The sequence below is a fragment of the Erwinia sp. E_sp_B01_1 genome (assembly GCF_036865545.1).
Classification (GTDB): domain Bacteria; phylum Pseudomonadota; class Gammaproteobacteria; order Enterobacterales; family Enterobacteriaceae; genus Erwinia.
Map to the genome: position 1 here is coordinate 4,222,111 of NZ_CP142208.1, position 15,438 is coordinate 4,237,548.

The 15,438-nt window shown below is 56.1% G+C and carries 11 protein-coding genes; 7 read left to right on the top strand and 4 right to left on the bottom strand.

The features are described from left to right. Nucleotides 1-2: 2 nt before the first annotated feature. Nucleotides 3-2,858, top strand: a complete 2,856-nt coding sequence (locus VRC33_RS19635; RefSeq protein WP_338558568.1) for a valine--tRNA ligase — start codon at nt 3-5, stop codon at nt 2,856-2,858. 153 nt (nt 2,859-3,011) lie between these two features. After that, nucleotides 3,012-3,515, top strand: coding sequence for a GNAT family N-acetyltransferase (locus VRC33_RS19640; protein WP_338558571.1), 504 nt, complete (start codon nt 3,012-3,014; stop codon nt 3,513-3,515). A gap of 290 nt (nt 3,516-3,805) precedes the next feature. Here VRC33_RS19640 and miaE read toward each other — a convergent pair whose 3' ends face one another. Beyond that, nucleotides 3,806-4,573: a tRNA isopentenyl-2-thiomethyl-A-37 hydroxylase MiaE gene (gene miaE, locus VRC33_RS19645; RefSeq protein ID WP_338558574.1), complete on the bottom strand. Its 768-nt coding sequence runs from the start codon at nt 4,571-4,573 to the stop codon at nt 3,806-3,808. Nucleotides 4,574-4,676: 103 nt separating this feature from the next. Further along, nucleotides 4,677-5,096, bottom strand: coding sequence for a ribonuclease E inhibitor RraB (rraB, locus tag VRC33_RS19650; RefSeq protein ID WP_338558576.1), 420 nt, complete (start codon nt 5,094-5,096; stop codon nt 4,677-4,679). A 159-nt stretch (nt 5,097-5,255) separates the two neighbouring features. On the opposite strand from rraB, the gene argF reads away from it, so the two are divergent. From argF to ridA, 4 genes are all read left to right on the top strand, one after another. Then, nucleotides 5,256-6,266, top strand: coding sequence for an ornithine carbamoyltransferase (gene argF, locus VRC33_RS19655; protein WP_338558578.1), 1,011 nt, complete (start codon nt 5,256-5,258; stop codon nt 6,264-6,266). A 276-nt stretch (nt 6,267-6,542) separates the two neighbouring features. Beyond that, nucleotides 6,543-7,475, top strand: a complete 933-nt coding sequence (pyrB, locus tag VRC33_RS19660) for an aspartate carbamoyltransferase (RefSeq protein ID WP_338558580.1) — start codon at nt 6,543-6,545, stop codon at nt 7,473-7,475. An 11-nt stretch (nt 7,476-7,486) separates the two neighbouring features. Further along, nucleotides 7,487-7,951, top strand: coding sequence for an aspartate carbamoyltransferase regulatory subunit (pyrI, locus tag VRC33_RS19665; protein WP_338558584.1), 465 nt, complete (start codon nt 7,487-7,489; stop codon nt 7,949-7,951). 100 nt (nt 7,952-8,051) lie between these two features. Then, complete coding sequence (ridA, locus tag VRC33_RS19670) at nt 8,052-8,438, top strand: 2-iminobutanoate/2-iminopropanoate deaminase (protein ID WP_338558587.1); 387 nt, start codon at nt 8,052-8,054, stop codon at nt 8,436-8,438. Nucleotides 8,439-8,552: 114 nt separating this feature from the next. Here the strand turns inward: ridA and VRC33_RS19675 are convergent, their stop codons facing one another. Then, nucleotides 8,553-10,943: a family 20 glycosylhydrolase gene (locus tag VRC33_RS19675; RefSeq protein WP_338558590.1), complete on the bottom strand. Its 2,391-nt coding sequence runs from the start codon at nt 10,941-10,943 to the stop codon at nt 8,553-8,555. 194 nt (nt 10,944-11,137) lie between these two features. On the opposite strand from VRC33_RS19675, the gene VRC33_RS19680 reads away from it, so the two are divergent. Continuing rightward, nucleotides 11,138-12,808 (top strand): alpha,alpha-phosphotrehalase, encoded by a 1,671-nt coding sequence (locus VRC33_RS19680; RefSeq protein WP_338558593.1) that lies wholly within the window; start codon nt 11,138-11,140, stop codon nt 12,806-12,808. Here the strand turns inward: VRC33_RS19680 and VRC33_RS19685 are convergent. Continuing rightward, the gene (locus tag VRC33_RS19685) at nt 12,797-15,373 is read right to left on the bottom strand and encodes a DEAD/DEAH box helicase (protein ID WP_338558596.1); all 2,577 of its coding nucleotides are present in this window, start codon (nt 15,371-15,373) and stop codon (nt 12,797-12,799) included. The two genes, VRC33_RS19680 and VRC33_RS19685, sit on opposite strands and share 12 nt — an antisense overlap. Nucleotides 15,374-15,438: the final 65 nt, after the last annotated feature.

Below are 15,438 nucleotides of genomic sequence, written 5' to 3' on the forward strand. Positions count from 1 at the left end.
ACATGGAAAAGACATATAACCCGCAAGAGATCGAACAGCCGCTTTATGAGCACTGGGAACAGCAGGGCTACTTCAAGCCCCACGGCGACACCAGCAAGGAAAGCTTCTGCATCATGATCCCGCCGCCGAACGTTACCGGCAGCTTGCATATGGGTCACGCCTTCCAGCAAACCATCATGGACACCATGATCCGCTACCAGCGCATGCAGGGGAAAAATACCCTGTGGCAGGCTGGTACTGACCATGCGGGCATCGCCACGCAGATGGTGGTTGAGCGTAAGATCGCCGCAGAAGAAGCCAAGACGCGTAAAGACTACGGTCGCGAAGCCTTTATCGACAAAATCTGGGAATGGAAAGCAGAGTCCGGCGGCACGATCACCCGCCAGATGCGCCGCCTGGGTAACTCCGTGGACTGGGAGCGCGAGCGCTTCACCATGGACGATGGCCTGTCTCATGCCGTCAATGAAGTATTTGTACGCCTGTACAAAGAGAACCTGATTTACCGTGGCAAGCGCCTGGTTAACTGGGATCCAAAACTGCGCACCGCTATCTCCGATCTGGAAGTGGAAAACCGTGAGTCTAAAGGCTCGATGTGGCATATCCGCTATCCGCTGGCTGACGGCGCGAAAACCGCTGACGGTAAAGATTACCTGGTGGTGGCCACTACCCGTCCTGAGACGGTACTGGGCGACACCGGCGTGGCCGTAAACCCGGAAGATCCACGCTATAAAGATTTGATCGGCAAGTTTGTCGTGCTGCCATTTGTGGATCGTCGCATCCCCATCGTCGGCGATGAGCATGCCGATATGGAGAAAGGCACCGGCTGCGTGAAAATCACCCCGGCGCACGACTTCAATGACTATGAAGTGGGCCGTCGCCACCAGTTGCCGATGATCAACATTCTGACCTTCGATGGCGATATCCGCGATCTGGCTCAGGTTTACGACTGCAACGGCGAAGAGTCTGAAGTCTACAGCGCCGCTATCCCGGCTGAGTTCCAGAAGCTGGAGCGTTTTGCCGCGCGTAAAGCGATTGTGGCCGCCGTGGACGCGCTGGGCCTGCTGGAAGAAGTGAAGCCACACGATCTCACCGTGCCTTACGGCGACCGTGGCGGCGTGGTTATCGAACCTATGCTGACCGACCAGTGGTACGTGCGCACTGCCCCGCTGGCGAAAGTTGCGGTGGAAGCTGTTGAGCAGGGTGACATTGAGTTCGTGCCGAAGCAGTACGAAAACATGTACTTCTCCTGGATGCGCGATATTCAGGACTGGTGTATCTCCCGTCAGCTGTGGTGGGGTCACCGTATCCCGGCCTGGTATGACAACAACGGCAACGTCTACGTTGGCCGCACTGAAGATGAAGTGCGTGCCGAGAACAGCCTGGGGGCCGAAGTTGCCCTGAATCAGGATGAAGACGTGCTGGATACCTGGTTCTCCTCCGGCCTGTGGACCTTCTCCACGCTGGGCTGGCCTGAGAACACCGAAGCGCTGCGTACTTTCCACCCGACCAGCGTGATGGTCAGCGGCTTCGATATCATCTTCTTCTGGATTGCCCGCATGATCATGCTGACCATGCACTTCATCAAAGATGAAAACGGCAAGCCGCAGATCCCGTTCAAGACCATCTACATGACCGGTCTGATCCGTGATGACGAAGGGCAGAAAATGTCCAAGTCAAAAGGTAACGTGATCGATCCGCTGGATATGGTTGACGGCATCTCTCTGGAAGATCTTCTGGAGAAGCGTACCGGCAACATGATGCAGCCACAGATGGCCGAGAAGATCCGCAAGCGCACCGAGAAGCAGTTCCCGAACGGCATTGAGCCGCACGGCACCGATGCGCTGCGTTTCACCCTGGCGGCACTGGCCTCTACGGGCCGTGACATCAACTGGGATATGAAGCGCCTGGAAGGCTACCGCAACTTCTGTAACAAGCTGTGGAACGCCAGCCGCTTTGTGCTGATGAACACCGAAGATCAGGATTGCGGCTTCAACGGCGGCGAGCTTGAGCTGTCGCTGGCCGATCGCTGGATCCTGGCCGAGTTCAACCAGACGGTGAAAGCCTACCGTGAAGCGCTGGACAGCTATCGCTTCGATATCGCTGCCAACATCCTGTATGAGTTCACCTGGAACCAGTTCTGTGACTGGTATCTGGAGCTGGCCAAACCGGTGATGACGGGCGGTTCAGAAGCGCAACTGCGTGGAACCCGTAATACGCTGGTTACCGTGCTGGAAGCGCTGCTGCGTCTGGCGCACCCCATCATTCCGTTTATCACCGAGACCATCTGGCAGCGGGTGAAAGTGCTGAAAAACATCAGTGCTGACACCATTATGCTGCAACCAATGCCGGCGTTTGACGCGGCGAAGGTGGACCAGGCCGCACTGAGCGATACGGAATGGCTGAAGCAGGCTATCGTTGCCGTGCGTAATATCCGTGCGGAAATGAACCTGTCACCGTCCAAACCGCTGGAAGTGTTGCTGCGTGGCGCAAGCGCTGACGTGGTACGTCGCGTGACCGAAAACCACAGCTTCCTGAAAACCCTGGCACGTCTGGACAGCATTACCTGTCTGGAAGCGGCGGAAAAAGGACCGGTATCGGTGACCAAAATCATCGACGGTGCCGAGCTGCTGATCCCAATGGCGGATCTGGTGGATAAAGCGACCGAGCTGGAGCGTCTGGCGAAGGAAGTCACCAAGCTGGAAGTGGAAATCGGTAAGATTGAGAGCAAGCTGTCGAACGAGGGGTTTGTCTCCCGTGCTCCGGAAGCCGTAGTGGCGAAAGAGCGCGAGCGCATGACCGAGTTTGAGCAGGCTAAAATCAAGCTGATTGAACAGCAGGCTGTGATCGCCGCACTGTAATAATCACTGCGTCTTAAAGGCCCGGCAGAGAGATTCTCGCCGGGCCTTTTTTTATGGTCAGGTTCTCTGTAACAGCCGCTGAAAAAGCGGATATTGCATAAGGCTACTTAAAGTTATTACACTGCCTGCCAGGCAGAAAAAAACGGCACCGCTATGACAACGCTCTCAACCACTACCCTGCGGGTTCGCCCGATGCAGTCCGATGATAATCCGCATATCGCCCGGGTGATCCGCGACGTCTCCGCTGAGTTTGGCCTGACGGCAGACAAAGGCTTTACCGTGGCCGACCCTAACCTCGATCATCTGTTTGAGCTCTACAGCGAACCCGACAGTGCTTACTGGGTGATTGAGCTGGAAGGCAAGATTGTCGGCGGCGGCGGCGTAGCGCCCTTGAAGTGCAGCGAGGAAGGTATCTGCGAACTGCAGAAGATGTACTTTATGCCCGCAGTGCGCGGTATGGGGCTGGCGCGTGAGCTGGCCATGCAGGCGATGGACTTTGCCCGCGAGCGCGGTTTCAAACGCTGCTATCTGGAAACCACTGCTTCGCTGACTCGTGCCGTACGTCTGTATGAGCATTTAGGGTTTGAGCATATCGACGGCCCGATGGGCTGCACCGGACATGTGGACTGTGAAGTGACGATGCTGAAAACGCTGTAAGCGAATTAATTTATTTCCCTTCCGCCCGGCACGGCGAAATTCAGGCAAAAAAACCTGATTCGGGATGGCAGCATGTTTAGCTGAACATCCGGCATCAGGTTTTGCCCGAGGTAACAATCCCCTTTCACGCGATTAAAAAGTATAGCCAATCCACCGGCCCCAAAGGGCAGAAGAGAATTGATTTGTGATCGGATTAACACTTAATAAAATCACCCCGGCCCGGCGGTAAAAATGCGGGTTAGCTGACAACAACCCTCCGCACCAGGCTTAATTCTACGGAAAAGAGTGGGTCAACATTCTGTTACCGGCACACCGCTGTGAAAGCGCAGCTCAGGGTCAGGCTCATTAATCAGTTTTGCTTCGGTTTCCCCTATTTTTTGAACGCGTTGCGTTATATCCACAGGGGAGATCTGCGCGGCAAGCGCCAGGTAATCCTGGTAGTGGCGTGCCTCAGAGCGTAACAGCGACACGTAAAAAGCAGCCAGTTCGTCATCCAGATAAGGGGCCAGGCTGGCAAAGCGTTCGCAGGAACGGGCCTCGATATAGGCGCCGCAGATTAACTTGTCCACCAGCGTTTGCGGCTCATGAGTTGCGACTTCGCGCAGCAGGCCTTTGGCATAACGGCTGGCGGTGATTTTAACGTAAGGTATGCCACGCGCCTGCATGATCTCCAGCACCTGGTAAAAATGATGCAGCTCCTCTTTGATCAGCAGCACCATCTTATCCACGAGGATGTCACCATAGAGAACATCCGCCCGACTGATGACCGTTTTTGACAAGGCTTTATGCTGCTCAAGGAAGGAGAGATCGGCATTTTCACAATGCACAAACATCTCCCAGGGCTTCAGCCAGGCCAGCAGCGCCTCACCACTCTCTTTGTCCGCCACATACCGGCGAATAAGCCACATAGCGGTTTGCGCCGCTTTCAGCTCGCAGACAAGGTGGTCCGTTAACAGCAGCGGCAGATGTTCAGGTTTACGGGCCTGTTCAATCCAGGCCTGTGGGGTGCGGCAATGCAGAAATTCGTGAACAGGGGCAAGAAGACGATCGTTGTTCATGCGGGCTTACGTTCCGTGAAGAAAGAGGAGGATGAGCCGTCCGGCTACGGAATAAAAAGAGGCCCACACCAGAGTGCAGGCCTTTTATGTTCAACGGCTTGAATCAGTGACGGATGCCGTCATCTTCTTCATCATCAGCATCACCATCTTCGTCTTCATCTTCAGCATCCGGGTCTTCAAAGTAGGTGCCCCAGCCGTCGTAATCGACGTTGAACTTGCCAGCCAGATCCACCAGTTGCTCGACCTGAACGTCGATCAGCTCAGCGTTCAGTGCGCCTTCGCTGAGAATGTCGCAGCACATCACTTTGCTGCCGTCTTCCAGCTCAAGCTCTTCCGGCTCGGTCACTTCGTAACCCATTTTAAACGCTTCAACCGCCGCCTTTTCCAGCGCGTCGAAACTGTCGCAGGAGAGGTGGTGTTCAATGGTGTAAAGTGCATCCGGGTCGCTGCCGTCGTCTAAAAGCTCTTCAATAATCAGCCGCGTCTCTTCACGCTGCTCTTCCAGCAAGGCTTCGTTTGCCATGATCCGTTCCTCTGTGTGTGGCATCTCTTGTTAGTATTTTCCCACAGTGCTCATCCCGCCACTACCTTTAAACAAAAGTTTCTGCACGCCGGGGTTGAAAATGCATATTCATACGGTTAAATTGAATTTTAATTCAATAAATGTCACCTGGAGTGCTTTATGAGTCAGTTATATCAACGTCATTTTCTCAGGCTTCTGGATTTCACCCCCGCAGAACTTACCGCTTTCCTTGCGCTGGCCTCCACGCTGAAAACAGATAAACAGAATGGCGAAGAAGTTCAGCACCTGAAAGGCAAGAATATTGCGCTCATCTTCGAAAAAGACTCGACCCGCACGCGATGCTCTTTCGAAGTTGCCGCTTACGATCAGGGTGCCAACGTCACTTATCTCGGCCCAAGCGGCAGCCAGATTGGTCATAAAGAGTCGATGAAAGATACCGCCCGCGTTCTGGGCCGCATGTATCACGGCATCCAGTACCGTGGCCACGGTCAGGCGCTGGTTGAATCCCTGGCTGAACATGCTGGCGTACCGGTCTGGAACGGCCTGACTAACGAATTCCACCCGACTCAGCTGCTGGCAGATTTACTGACCATGCAGGAGCATCTGCCGGAAAAAGCGTTCAGCCAGATGACGTTTGCCTATGTGGGTGATGCTCACAACAACATGGGTAACACCATGATGGAAGCCGCCGCGCTGACAGGACTGGATTTACGCCTGGTTGCCCCTAAGGGTTGCTGGCCCGATCCGGCTCTGGTTGAAGAATGCCGTAAAGCCGCAGTGAAGACCGGCGGTAAAATCACCCTGACCGAAGATATTGCTGAAGGCGTAAAGGGCGCAGACTTTATCTACACCGACGTTTGGGTATCGATGGGTGAACCGAAAGAAGTGTGGCAGGAGCGGATTGAGCTGCTGCGCGCCTATCAGGTGAACAGCGCCATGCTGGCGCTGACCGGTAATCCAAAGGTGAAATTCCTGCACTGCCTGCCCGCTTTCCACGATGACCAGACCACGCTGGGCCAGCAGATGGCTGAGCAGTACGATCTGCACGGCGGCATGGAAGTCACCGACGAGGTGTTCGAATCTGCCCACAGCGTGGTGTTCGATCAGGCGGAAAACCGTTTGCACACCATCAAAGCGGTGATGGTTGCCACGCTTTCCAATTCACACTAAATCCCGGTTCAGATGACGATTGGCTGTCAGTCACACAGCGGCAAAACCACCGGGAATTGCATCTTGAAGTCATCAGCAATACGAGTATAATTTGCGGCGATTTGCCAGGAGGATGCATGAAACTGAGTAGCGTTAACATTGCCGGAGTGACAAGCCTGATACCAGGCTGGCAGCGCCGTTTTCCTTCCCTGGCATCACCGATCATAAAAAGAAGCCCCTCATTGAGGGGCTTTTTTTTGCCCGTTTTTCAGCTAACCGGCACGCTCAGGAGAGACGATGGCTAATCCATTATTTCACAAACATATCATTTCCATTAACGACCTTAACCGTGAGGAGCTGGAACTGGTGCTGCAAACGGCGGCCAGTCTCAAGGCAACTCCTCAGCCGGAACTGCTGAAGCATATTGTGGTGGCGAGCTGTTTTTTTGAAGCTTCCACGCGCACCCGTCTCTCTTTTGAAACGGCGATGCACCGTCTGGGCGCTTCCGTGGTCGGCTTTGCCGATGGCAGCAACACTTCGCTGGGCAAAAAAGGCGAGACGCTGGCAGACACCATTTCGGTGATTGGGACTTATGTGGATGCCATCGTGATGCGCCACCCGCAGGAAGGCGCTGCCCGCCTGGCGACCGAGTTATCCAACGGCGTGCCTGTCCTCAATGCCGGCGATGGCGCTAACCAGCATCCGACGCAGACGCTGCTGGATCTGTTTACCATCCAGGAAACGCAGGGGCGCCTCAGTAACCTGAGTATCGCTATGGTCGGCGACCTGAAGTATGGCCGTACCGTTCACTCCCTGGCGCAGGCGCTGGCGAAGTTCGATGGCAACCGCTTCTACTTTATCGCCCCGGACGCGCTGGCGATGCCTGCTTACATCACGGATGTACTGGATGAAAAAGGCATTATCTGGAGCCGCCACGACAGCATCGAAGAAGTGGTGCCTCAGGTAGATATTCTCTATATGACGCGCGTGCAGAAAGAGCGTCTGGACCCGTCAGAATACGCCAACGTTAAGGCGCAATTTGTGTTGCGCGCGGCTGACCTGGCCGGTGCTCAGGATAATATGAAAGTGCTGCATCCGCTGCCGCGCATTGATGAAATCACCACCGATGTGGATAAAACGCCTTACGCCTGGTATTTCCAGCAGGCGGGCAACGGCATCTACGCACGGCAGGCGCTGCTGGCGCTGGTGCTTAGCGAAACGGTTCTGTAAGGGGTATGACGATGACGCAAGACAATAAATTGCAGGTTGAAGCGATTAAACGTGGCACGGTAATCGACCACATTCCGGCGCAGATCGGCTTTAAGCTGCTGTCGCTGTTCCGCCTCACCGAAACCGATCAGCGTATTACCATCGGCCTGAATCTGCCTTCCGGCGAGATGGGCCGCAAAGATTTGATCAAGATCGAGAACACTTTCCTGACTGAAGATCAGATCAACCAGCTGGCGGTTTATGCCCCGCACGCCACGGTGAACCGCATCGACAATTATGAAGTGGTTGGCAAAATTTCGCCGGAGATGCCAGAGCGAATCGAGCATGTGCTGACCTGCCCGAACAGCAACTGCATCAGCCGCAGCGAGCCGGTGAGCTCCAGCTTTGCGGTGAAAAAACGTCAGGATGACGTGCGTTTAACCTGCAAATACTGCGAAAAATCCTTTGCTCACCACGTGGTGCTGGCGAACTGGTAATCACGGGTCAGCGGCCTATAATGGGCCGGATTCAGGGCGGAAATCACCCCGCCCTGAGGCACTGGCCTGTCAGCCAGCATTCACTTAAAAGGGAGAAAGTATGTCTCGCGAAATCAGCACTGAAAACGCACCAGCCGCCATCGGCCCTTACGTGCAGGGCGTCGATCTTGGCAGCATGATCATCACTTCCGGTCAGATCCCGGTCGATCCAAAAACCGGCACCGTGGCTGAGGACGTTACCGCTCAGGCGCGTCAGTCGCTGGAGAACGTCAGGGCTATCGTTGAAGCCGCCGGCCTGAAAGTAGGTGATATTGTGAAAACCACGGTGTTCGTCAAGGATTTGAACGACTTCGCCACGGTGAATGCCGCTTATGAAGCCTTTTTCACTGAGCACCAGGCCAGCTTCCCGGCGCGTTCCTGCGTGGAAGTGGCCCGTTTGCCTAAAGATGTGAAGATCGAAATCGAAGCAATCGCCGTTCGTCGCTAAACGGCCCTCCTCTCCCGCGTGCGGGAGAGGGTTTCACTGCTGCCCGCGAGAGCAGGTTTCATCTGTAGCCTGCGGGAGAATGCGTTCTGTCACCTGTTGAAGCAGCCTTTCAGCCTAGCGTCCTGCCTGCAGTAACTTCTCAACCGGATAGACCAGCGCCAGGACCACTTCATCCTGAGTGGCCGCCGCCTTATCCAGCTTCGCATGCATCGCGGCCACATCATGTGCGCCAAACGTGCGGTGCGCTTCCCACGCATCCAGTAACGACAGCCCCATGCTGCTGATCTCCTGTAGCTGCTGCGCTACAGGCTGTAACGGCTGAAGCTGGTAGTTCTGCGCCAGCAACGGCATCACTTCCGGCACGTTTTGCTGCCACAGCGTCAACTGATGGCGGATCGCCTGCATCGCCTGTTTGTCCCCCCGGTTCTCCACCAGCGCATCCACCTGGCTGGTCAGCTCGCGGATCTTGTCGCTCTCCGCCGGCAGCACATCGGCCAGCCGGTTCAGCGGTTCGTTAAGATCGTAATGCCCGGCCTGGAATTTAAGATGCTGGCGAGTGTAATACTGGGCAGGCTCCAGCGCTTCGGCGAAGATTTGCAGGGGAACGATGTCGCTGCTGTTAGCCAGACGGATCATCTGAGTCTGGGTCTGGGCATGCTGTTGCAGACCCACCGAAACCACAGACCAGCTGTCCACGGCCGCCAGACGCCGATACATATTCGGCACGTCGGTAACATCTTTTGCGGACCAGAGCCGCTCCGCCACGACAAAAGCCCGTGGCCACAGGCGCACATCTGTCACCTGCGGATTGACAATTTCTGCCCACAACGCGGCTTCGCCGCCCAACAGATTAGCCTTCATCTGCTGCTCACTGGGGACGCTGGGTTGGCTACCTGCGGGTGGTGCTTTCAGCTTGTTGCCTTGCGCAGGATAGCGGACATTGCCCACCAGCATGTAGCCCGTCAGCTTATTGCCCGTCAGGGAAACCACCGGTTTAAAGCGCCCCATCCAGGTATCCACGCTGAAGGTCACCTGATCCGGTGCCAGCCAGTCAACTTCCTGTACCAGCCGACGCGACTTACCGGCAAAGTCGATAAAGCCCCGCCACTGGCCGTTGTGCTCAATCAGCGTGAAGCTGCCCTTAACCGCGCTGCCTTTCAGCCTCGGCATAGTGAATTCCCAGCTCTGGGCATTTTCGCCTTTGCGGATGCGATCCTCGCCGTTTAGCCCGACGGGATACACTTCGTTGCGGTAGTGATAGGAAGCGGGCTGCGCCTGATCCAGATAGAACCCGGCAGAGAGAATGCCCCGATAGTCATTTTTGCTGACGTCCCCCAGCGCATCCTGACCCTGCCAGGACTGGATCAGGATGCTTTTGGGCAGATCCGGATGGGCAATCTCATCCCAGCCCACCATCTGCCGGTGGTGCTTCTCCAGGATCTTTTCCAGCCGCTGATTGAAATCAGCCTGAAGCGCGTGCTCATCCTTCAGCCCTTTAGCCCGCATAAACGCCTGAATATGCTCTGACGCTTTCCACTGGGTGGCATCCACTTCATCGCCGCCGATATGCAGCCAGGGGTCAGGGAAGATAGCAGTGACTTCGCCAAGCAGGGTATCAATAAAGGCATAAACCTGTTCATTGCTGGGGTCCAGCAAGGGTTTAAACACCCCCCAGCCCCGCTCTATCTGATAAGGGCCAGGGGCGCTGAGCAACTCCGGCATCGCCACCGCCAGTGCAGTAGCATGGCCCGGAAAGTCGATCTCTGGCACCACGCGCACGCCACGATCCGCCGCATACCGGACGATCGCTTTCATCTGATCCTGGGTATAGAACAGGCCGTCGCTGCCCTTCTCCTGCAACTGCGGGAAGTGGCTGGAGGCAAAGCGCCAGCCCTGATCGTCGGTCAGGTGCCAGTGGAAGACGTTCATTCTGGCGGCGGCAATACCGTCGATCTGGCGGCGGATGGTCTCCAGCGGCATAAAGTGACGGGCAGAATCGATCAGGATCCCACGCCAGGGAAAACGCGGGCTGTCATGGATTTCCACAAAGGGGATCTCGCTTTTCTGCCCGGCGTTCTGCACCAGTTGCAGCAGCGTTTCCATACCGCGCATCGCGCCGAAACGGGTGGCGGCATCCAGCTTCACGCCTTCGCCGGTGACCTTCAGGCTGTAACTTTCATCGCTGTCCGGCTGCGGAAGAGGATCCACGCGTTTTGCAATGGTGATGAGAATCGTTGGTTTTGCCACGTCATCCTGTCCCGGAGACATTTGCCAGCCGGTTTGCAGGCCAATCCGTTGACGCCAGCGGTCGGCGGCACCCGGCATTTCATCCCCTTCGATCCTCAGAGAAAGCCGGTTATCCAGAGCCAGACTGCCGCCGCTGGCAGGCTGCTCAACCTGTTGTGGCCAGGGCATCAACGGCAGGTTGCCAGCGGGTGTGGCTTGCGCATAAAGTGAGATGAAAAGAGAGGTAGCAAGAAACGAATAGCGCAGAGTTGCAGGCATCAAAACTTCTCCATAAGCGTGACGGGCAAAAAAGGCAAAAACCCATTAAACATAATTCGCGGTACACATCAAGTTACAACGCTCAGCGCGCATAGGCTCTCTCTGGTTTTGTGACACCTTGCGAGTTAATGGCTAATCTTAGGGAAGAACAACAATGCGTTAGCTCCCCTTCACCTGATAATCAGGATTGAGCAATGACTAAAATTCCACACTGGTGGCAGAACGGCGTTATCTATCAAATTTATCCCAAAAGTTTTCAGGACACGACCGGCAGTGGAACCGGCGATTTAGCGGGTGTAATCCAGCGACTGGATTACCTTAAAGAACTTGGCGTGGATGCCATCTGGTTGACGCCGTTCTACATTTCGCCGCAGGTGGATAATGGTTATGACGTGGCGAACTACACGGTTATCGATCCGATTTTTGGCACGATGAACGATTTCGATAATCTGGTGACAGAGACACACCGGCGTGGAATGCGGATCATTCTGGATATGGTGTTTAACCATAGCTCCACGCAGCATCACTGGTTTCATGAAGCGCTGAATCCTGAAAGCCCCTACCGCTCTTATTATATCTGGCGGGACGGCACCCCCAGCCAGCCACCGAATAACTGGCTGTCGAAGTTTGGTGGCAATGCCTGGCGCTGGCACCCGGAAAGTGCCCAGTACTATATGCACCTGTGGGCACCGGAACAGGCCGAACTGAACTGGGAAAACGAAAATTTACGCGCGGAGTTAAAGCAGATTGTTAACTTCTGGGCCGATCGTGGTATCGACGGACTCCGGCTGGACGTGGTGAACCTGGTGTCCAAGCATCAGGATTTCCCTGACGACCCCAATGGCGATGGGCTGAGGCTCTATACCGATGGTCCGCGCATTCACGAATATATGCAGGAGATGAGCCGGGATGTGTTCCGCCCGCGTGAGCTGGTGACCGTGGGTGAAATGTCTTCCGCCACGCTGGAGCACTGCCAGCGCTACGGCTCCCTGAGCGGTGAAGAGCTGTCGATGGTGTTCAGCTTCGATCACGTTGAGGTGGATTTTTACAACGGCCAGAAATGGACGCTGACGCCGCTGGATCTGGTGGCGCAAAAGGCGATTTTCAGCCACTGGCAGCATGGTATGCACAATCAGGCATGGACCGCGCTGTTCTGGTGTAACCACGATCAGCCGCGTGTGGTGTCACGCTGGGGAGATGAGGATCGCTATCGCGTGCAGTCCGCCAAAATGCTGGCGCTGGTGCTGCACGGTATGCAGGGCACGCCCTATATCTTCCAGGGAGAAGAGCTGGGAATGACCAACCCGCACTACACCCGCATCATTGATTACCGCGATATCGAAAGCCACAACATGTATGCCGAACTGCGTTCTCAGGGGCGTGACAGCGATAATCTGCTGGAAATTCTCGCCAGCAAATCGCGGGATAATGGCCGCGCGCCCATTCCCTGGAACGCCGGAGAGAATGGGGGATTTACCAGCGGCACGCCGTGGATAGGGATGTGCGACAATATGGAAACGATCAACGTGGAAGCGGCCTTAGCGGATGAAAATTCGGTGTTTTACACCTATCAAAAGCTGATTAAGCTACGTAAAAAGTACCCAATCCTCACCTGGGGTAATTATCTCGATCTGCTGCCGGATCATCCCTATCTCTGGTGTTATGGCCGACGCTACGAAAACGAGACGCTGGTCGTTGCCACCAACTTCAGCTCTGAAACCCAGGTCTGGCATCCCCCGGCCTATCGCGGCGAATGGGAAGTTCTGATCAGTAATTACCCCGATACTCACGTCACACCGGGCGAAGTGATGTTACGCCCGTGGGAAGCGGTCTGGTGGTATCAGAAGCGCGAGTTACATCGGTGAGAACAGCGCGGCCAGATCGTCACTGGTGAAGCTGGCCGGTTCAGTTAATTCATCTTCCAGAATACCGCCGGCGAGTTCGGCTTTCTGCTGCTGCAGCGCCACTATCTTCTCTTCGATAGTGCCTGCAGCAATCAGCTTGTAGACGAAGACCGGTTTATCCTGCCCCAGACGGTAGGCACGATCGGTGGCCTGATTTTCGGCGGCCGGGTTCCACCAGGGATCGTAGTGGATAACCGTGTCTGCCGCCGTCAGGTTCAGTCCTACTCCTCCGGCCTTCAGGCTGATCAGAAACACCGGCACTTCACCTTCCTGAAAACGTCGTACCGGCTCGGTTCTGTCACGCGTGCTGCCGGTGAGGCTGACAAAGGGAATGTGTGCTTTTTGCAGCTCTTCGGCAATCAGCGACAGCATGGTGGTGAACTGTGAGAAGATCAGGATACGGCGATCTTCTTCCAAAAGTTCGCTGAGCATTTCCCGCAGCAGCGTCAGCTTTGCCGACTGCTTCACCTTCACCGCTTTATCCATTTTTGCCAGACGCGGATCGCAGCAAATCTGCCTTAGCTTCAGCAGGGCATCCAGTACCAGCAGATGGCTCCGGCCTGCCCCCTGCTGCTGCACCGCGAGGCGCACGCGATCCTGCATGGCACCGCGTACCGACTCATACAGCTCCAGCTGGCTTCCTTCCAGCTCCACAGACCGTACGATGGTGTTCTTCGGCGGCAGCTCTTTAGCCACCTCCTGTTTGCGCCGCCGCAGCATAAACGGCCTGACGCGCCGTGCCAGCAACTCCCGACGCACCCGATCGCCGTTGCGTTCGATGGGCACCCGCCACTCCTGAGTAAACTCTTTTTCACTGCCCAGAAAGCCGGGCAGCAGAAAATCAAACTGTGACCAGAGTTCGCCGAGGTGGTTTTCCAGCGGGGTGCCGGTCAGACAGAGGCGGTGGCGTGACTTGAGTGAACGGATCACCGAAGCCGCCCGCGAGGCGCTGTTTTTTACGTACTGCGCCTCATCCAGAATCAGCAGGTGATAGCTGTAGGCCAGCAGCTGCGGCTGATCGCGCCACAGCAGCGAATAGGTGGTCAGCACCACATCGTAATTTTCGATCTGCTCGTAGAAGTCTTTGCGCGCCGGGCCGGTCAGCGCCAGCACTTTGAGGTCTGGCGTAAAGCGGCTGGCTTCCTGAGTCCAGTTATAGACCAGCGTGGTAGGCACGACGATCAGCGCGGGGCGATCCAGCCTTCCCGCTTCTTTCTCCAGCTGGAGATGCGCCAGCGTCTGGATGGTTTTGCCCAGCCCCATGTCATCCGCCAGTATGCCGGAGAGATCCTGCGCACGCAGAAACTGCATCCAGTTAAGCCCCTGCTGCTGGTAGTCACGCAGCTGTGCCCGTAGCCCTGCTGGTGGCTCAACCGGCAGAATTCCTTCACTGGAACGCAGACGTTCAGCCAGCTGATGGACGCCGCTGTCGCCATGAAACTGCCAGCGACCGGTGTCGCTCAGCGCGGTCAGCCTGCCCGCCTCGTAAGGCGCAATGCGTAATGGCGTGCTCATGCCCAGCGCGAACAGGTCAATCAGATTGCCCACCAGCGGCTTCATCACGCTGGCGCTGATATGTAGCCGTTCGTTGCGATCGCTTCTGAGTTCGATCACCTCCTCATCCGGGATCTGGCTGAGGTTGCCGGAAAACCAGCGGGGATCTTTCTGGAACAGGCCTGCCAGCAGCGGTTGCATACGCACCTGGCGTTTTCCCACGCTGACTTCCAGCTCCAGATTGAACCAGCCATCCTGGCCCTGAATAGCTTTACCCTCTACTCCCGTAATGTCGGTGACGTTCCAGGTGAAGTCCTCATCCATGCTCACTTTCCAGCCGCGCCTGCGCAGGCGGGGAAGCTGAGTGCGGATAAAATCACGCCACTGGGTGGGCGTTTCCGGCGCAAAAATAGAGGGCGGCAAAGGCGCGGATTCGGGCGTGTAGATATGGCCGGCAGGAATGGTATCCAGCCCGGCGGCGTTGATTTCAGCCAGCCAGTGCTGTTCCCGCTCCTGCTGGCGGAGGATCAAAAAAGGCGTGCCGTGACGATCGGAAAACCGCTCGCCGGTGCTCCCGGCGGCCACCCTAACGCCAGCGTAGTCGAAATGCACGGCGGCGAAATCCAGTTTCTTTTGCCGGTGCCCGTAACGACCAAACCCACTGACAAATTTGGCCCGGGATTCCAGCCTGAGAGTGGGGACAGGGTCAGCAATGATGCGATCTGTGGGAGCCTCTGCCGGCTGGGCTTCCGGCTGCTGCTGAAGATTCGCCAGCATTACCGCAGCCACATGGCGACAGTTGTTCTTCACCGGGCAGGTGCACTCACCGCTGGCGAGCAGCCTGCCCTGCGGCAGACTGAAATGCACCATAACCTGAAACGGCTCCACCTTTCTGCCCGGCACTTCACCGGTCAGCAGGTTGTTCTGCCACTGAATATTCTGCGCTTTTTCCACCAGGCTTTTTGCCCTGGCAACGGTGCGCGCACCGATCCATCGGCTGACCTGTTTTTCGTTATATGTTACAGAAGGCATCAGACAGTATCCCGGGATCTCCTGAGCAAAAACATGTTCGCTCTGCATAACAGGCAATAATATGA

Excerpts from the sequence above, each read along its gene's own strand:
- VRC33_RS19675 (WP_338558590.1), bottom strand. The coding sequence starts at position 10,943 with ATGCCTGCAACTCTGCGCTATTCGTTTCTTGCTACCTCTCTTTTCATC.
- VRC33_RS19685 (WP_338558596.1), bottom strand. The coding sequence starts at position 15,373 with ATGCCTTCTGTAACATATAACGAAAAACAGGTCAGCCGATGGATCGGT.
- VRC33_RS19680 (WP_338558593.1), top strand. The coding sequence starts at position 11,138 with ATGACTAAAATTCCACACTGGTGGCAGAACGGCGTTATCTATCAAATT.
- ridA (WP_338558587.1), top strand. The coding sequence starts at position 8,052 with ATGTCTCGCGAAATCAGCACTGAAAACGCACCAGCCGCCATCGGCCCT.
- VRC33_RS19635 (WP_338558568.1), top strand. The coding sequence starts at position 3 with ATGGAAAAGACATATAACCCGCAAGAGATCGAACAGCCGCTTTATGAG.
- pyrB (WP_338558580.1), top strand. The coding sequence starts at position 6,543 with ATGGCTAATCCATTATTTCACAAACATATCATTTCCATTAACGACCTT.
- rraB (WP_338558576.1), bottom strand. The coding sequence starts at position 5,096 with ATGGCAAACGAAGCCTTGCTGGAAGAGCAGCGTGAAGAGACGCGGCTG.
- argF (WP_338558578.1), top strand. The coding sequence starts at position 5,256 with ATGAGTCAGTTATATCAACGTCATTTTCTCAGGCTTCTGGATTTCACC.
- VRC33_RS19640 (WP_338558571.1), top strand. The coding sequence starts at position 3,012 with ATGACAACGCTCTCAACCACTACCCTGCGGGTTCGCCCGATGCAGTCC.
- miaE (WP_338558574.1), bottom strand. The coding sequence starts at position 4,573 with ATGAACAACGATCGTCTTCTTGCCCCTGTTCACGAATTTCTGCATTGC.
- pyrI (WP_338558584.1), top strand. The coding sequence starts at position 7,487 with ATGACGCAAGACAATAAATTGCAGGTTGAAGCGATTAAACGTGGCACG.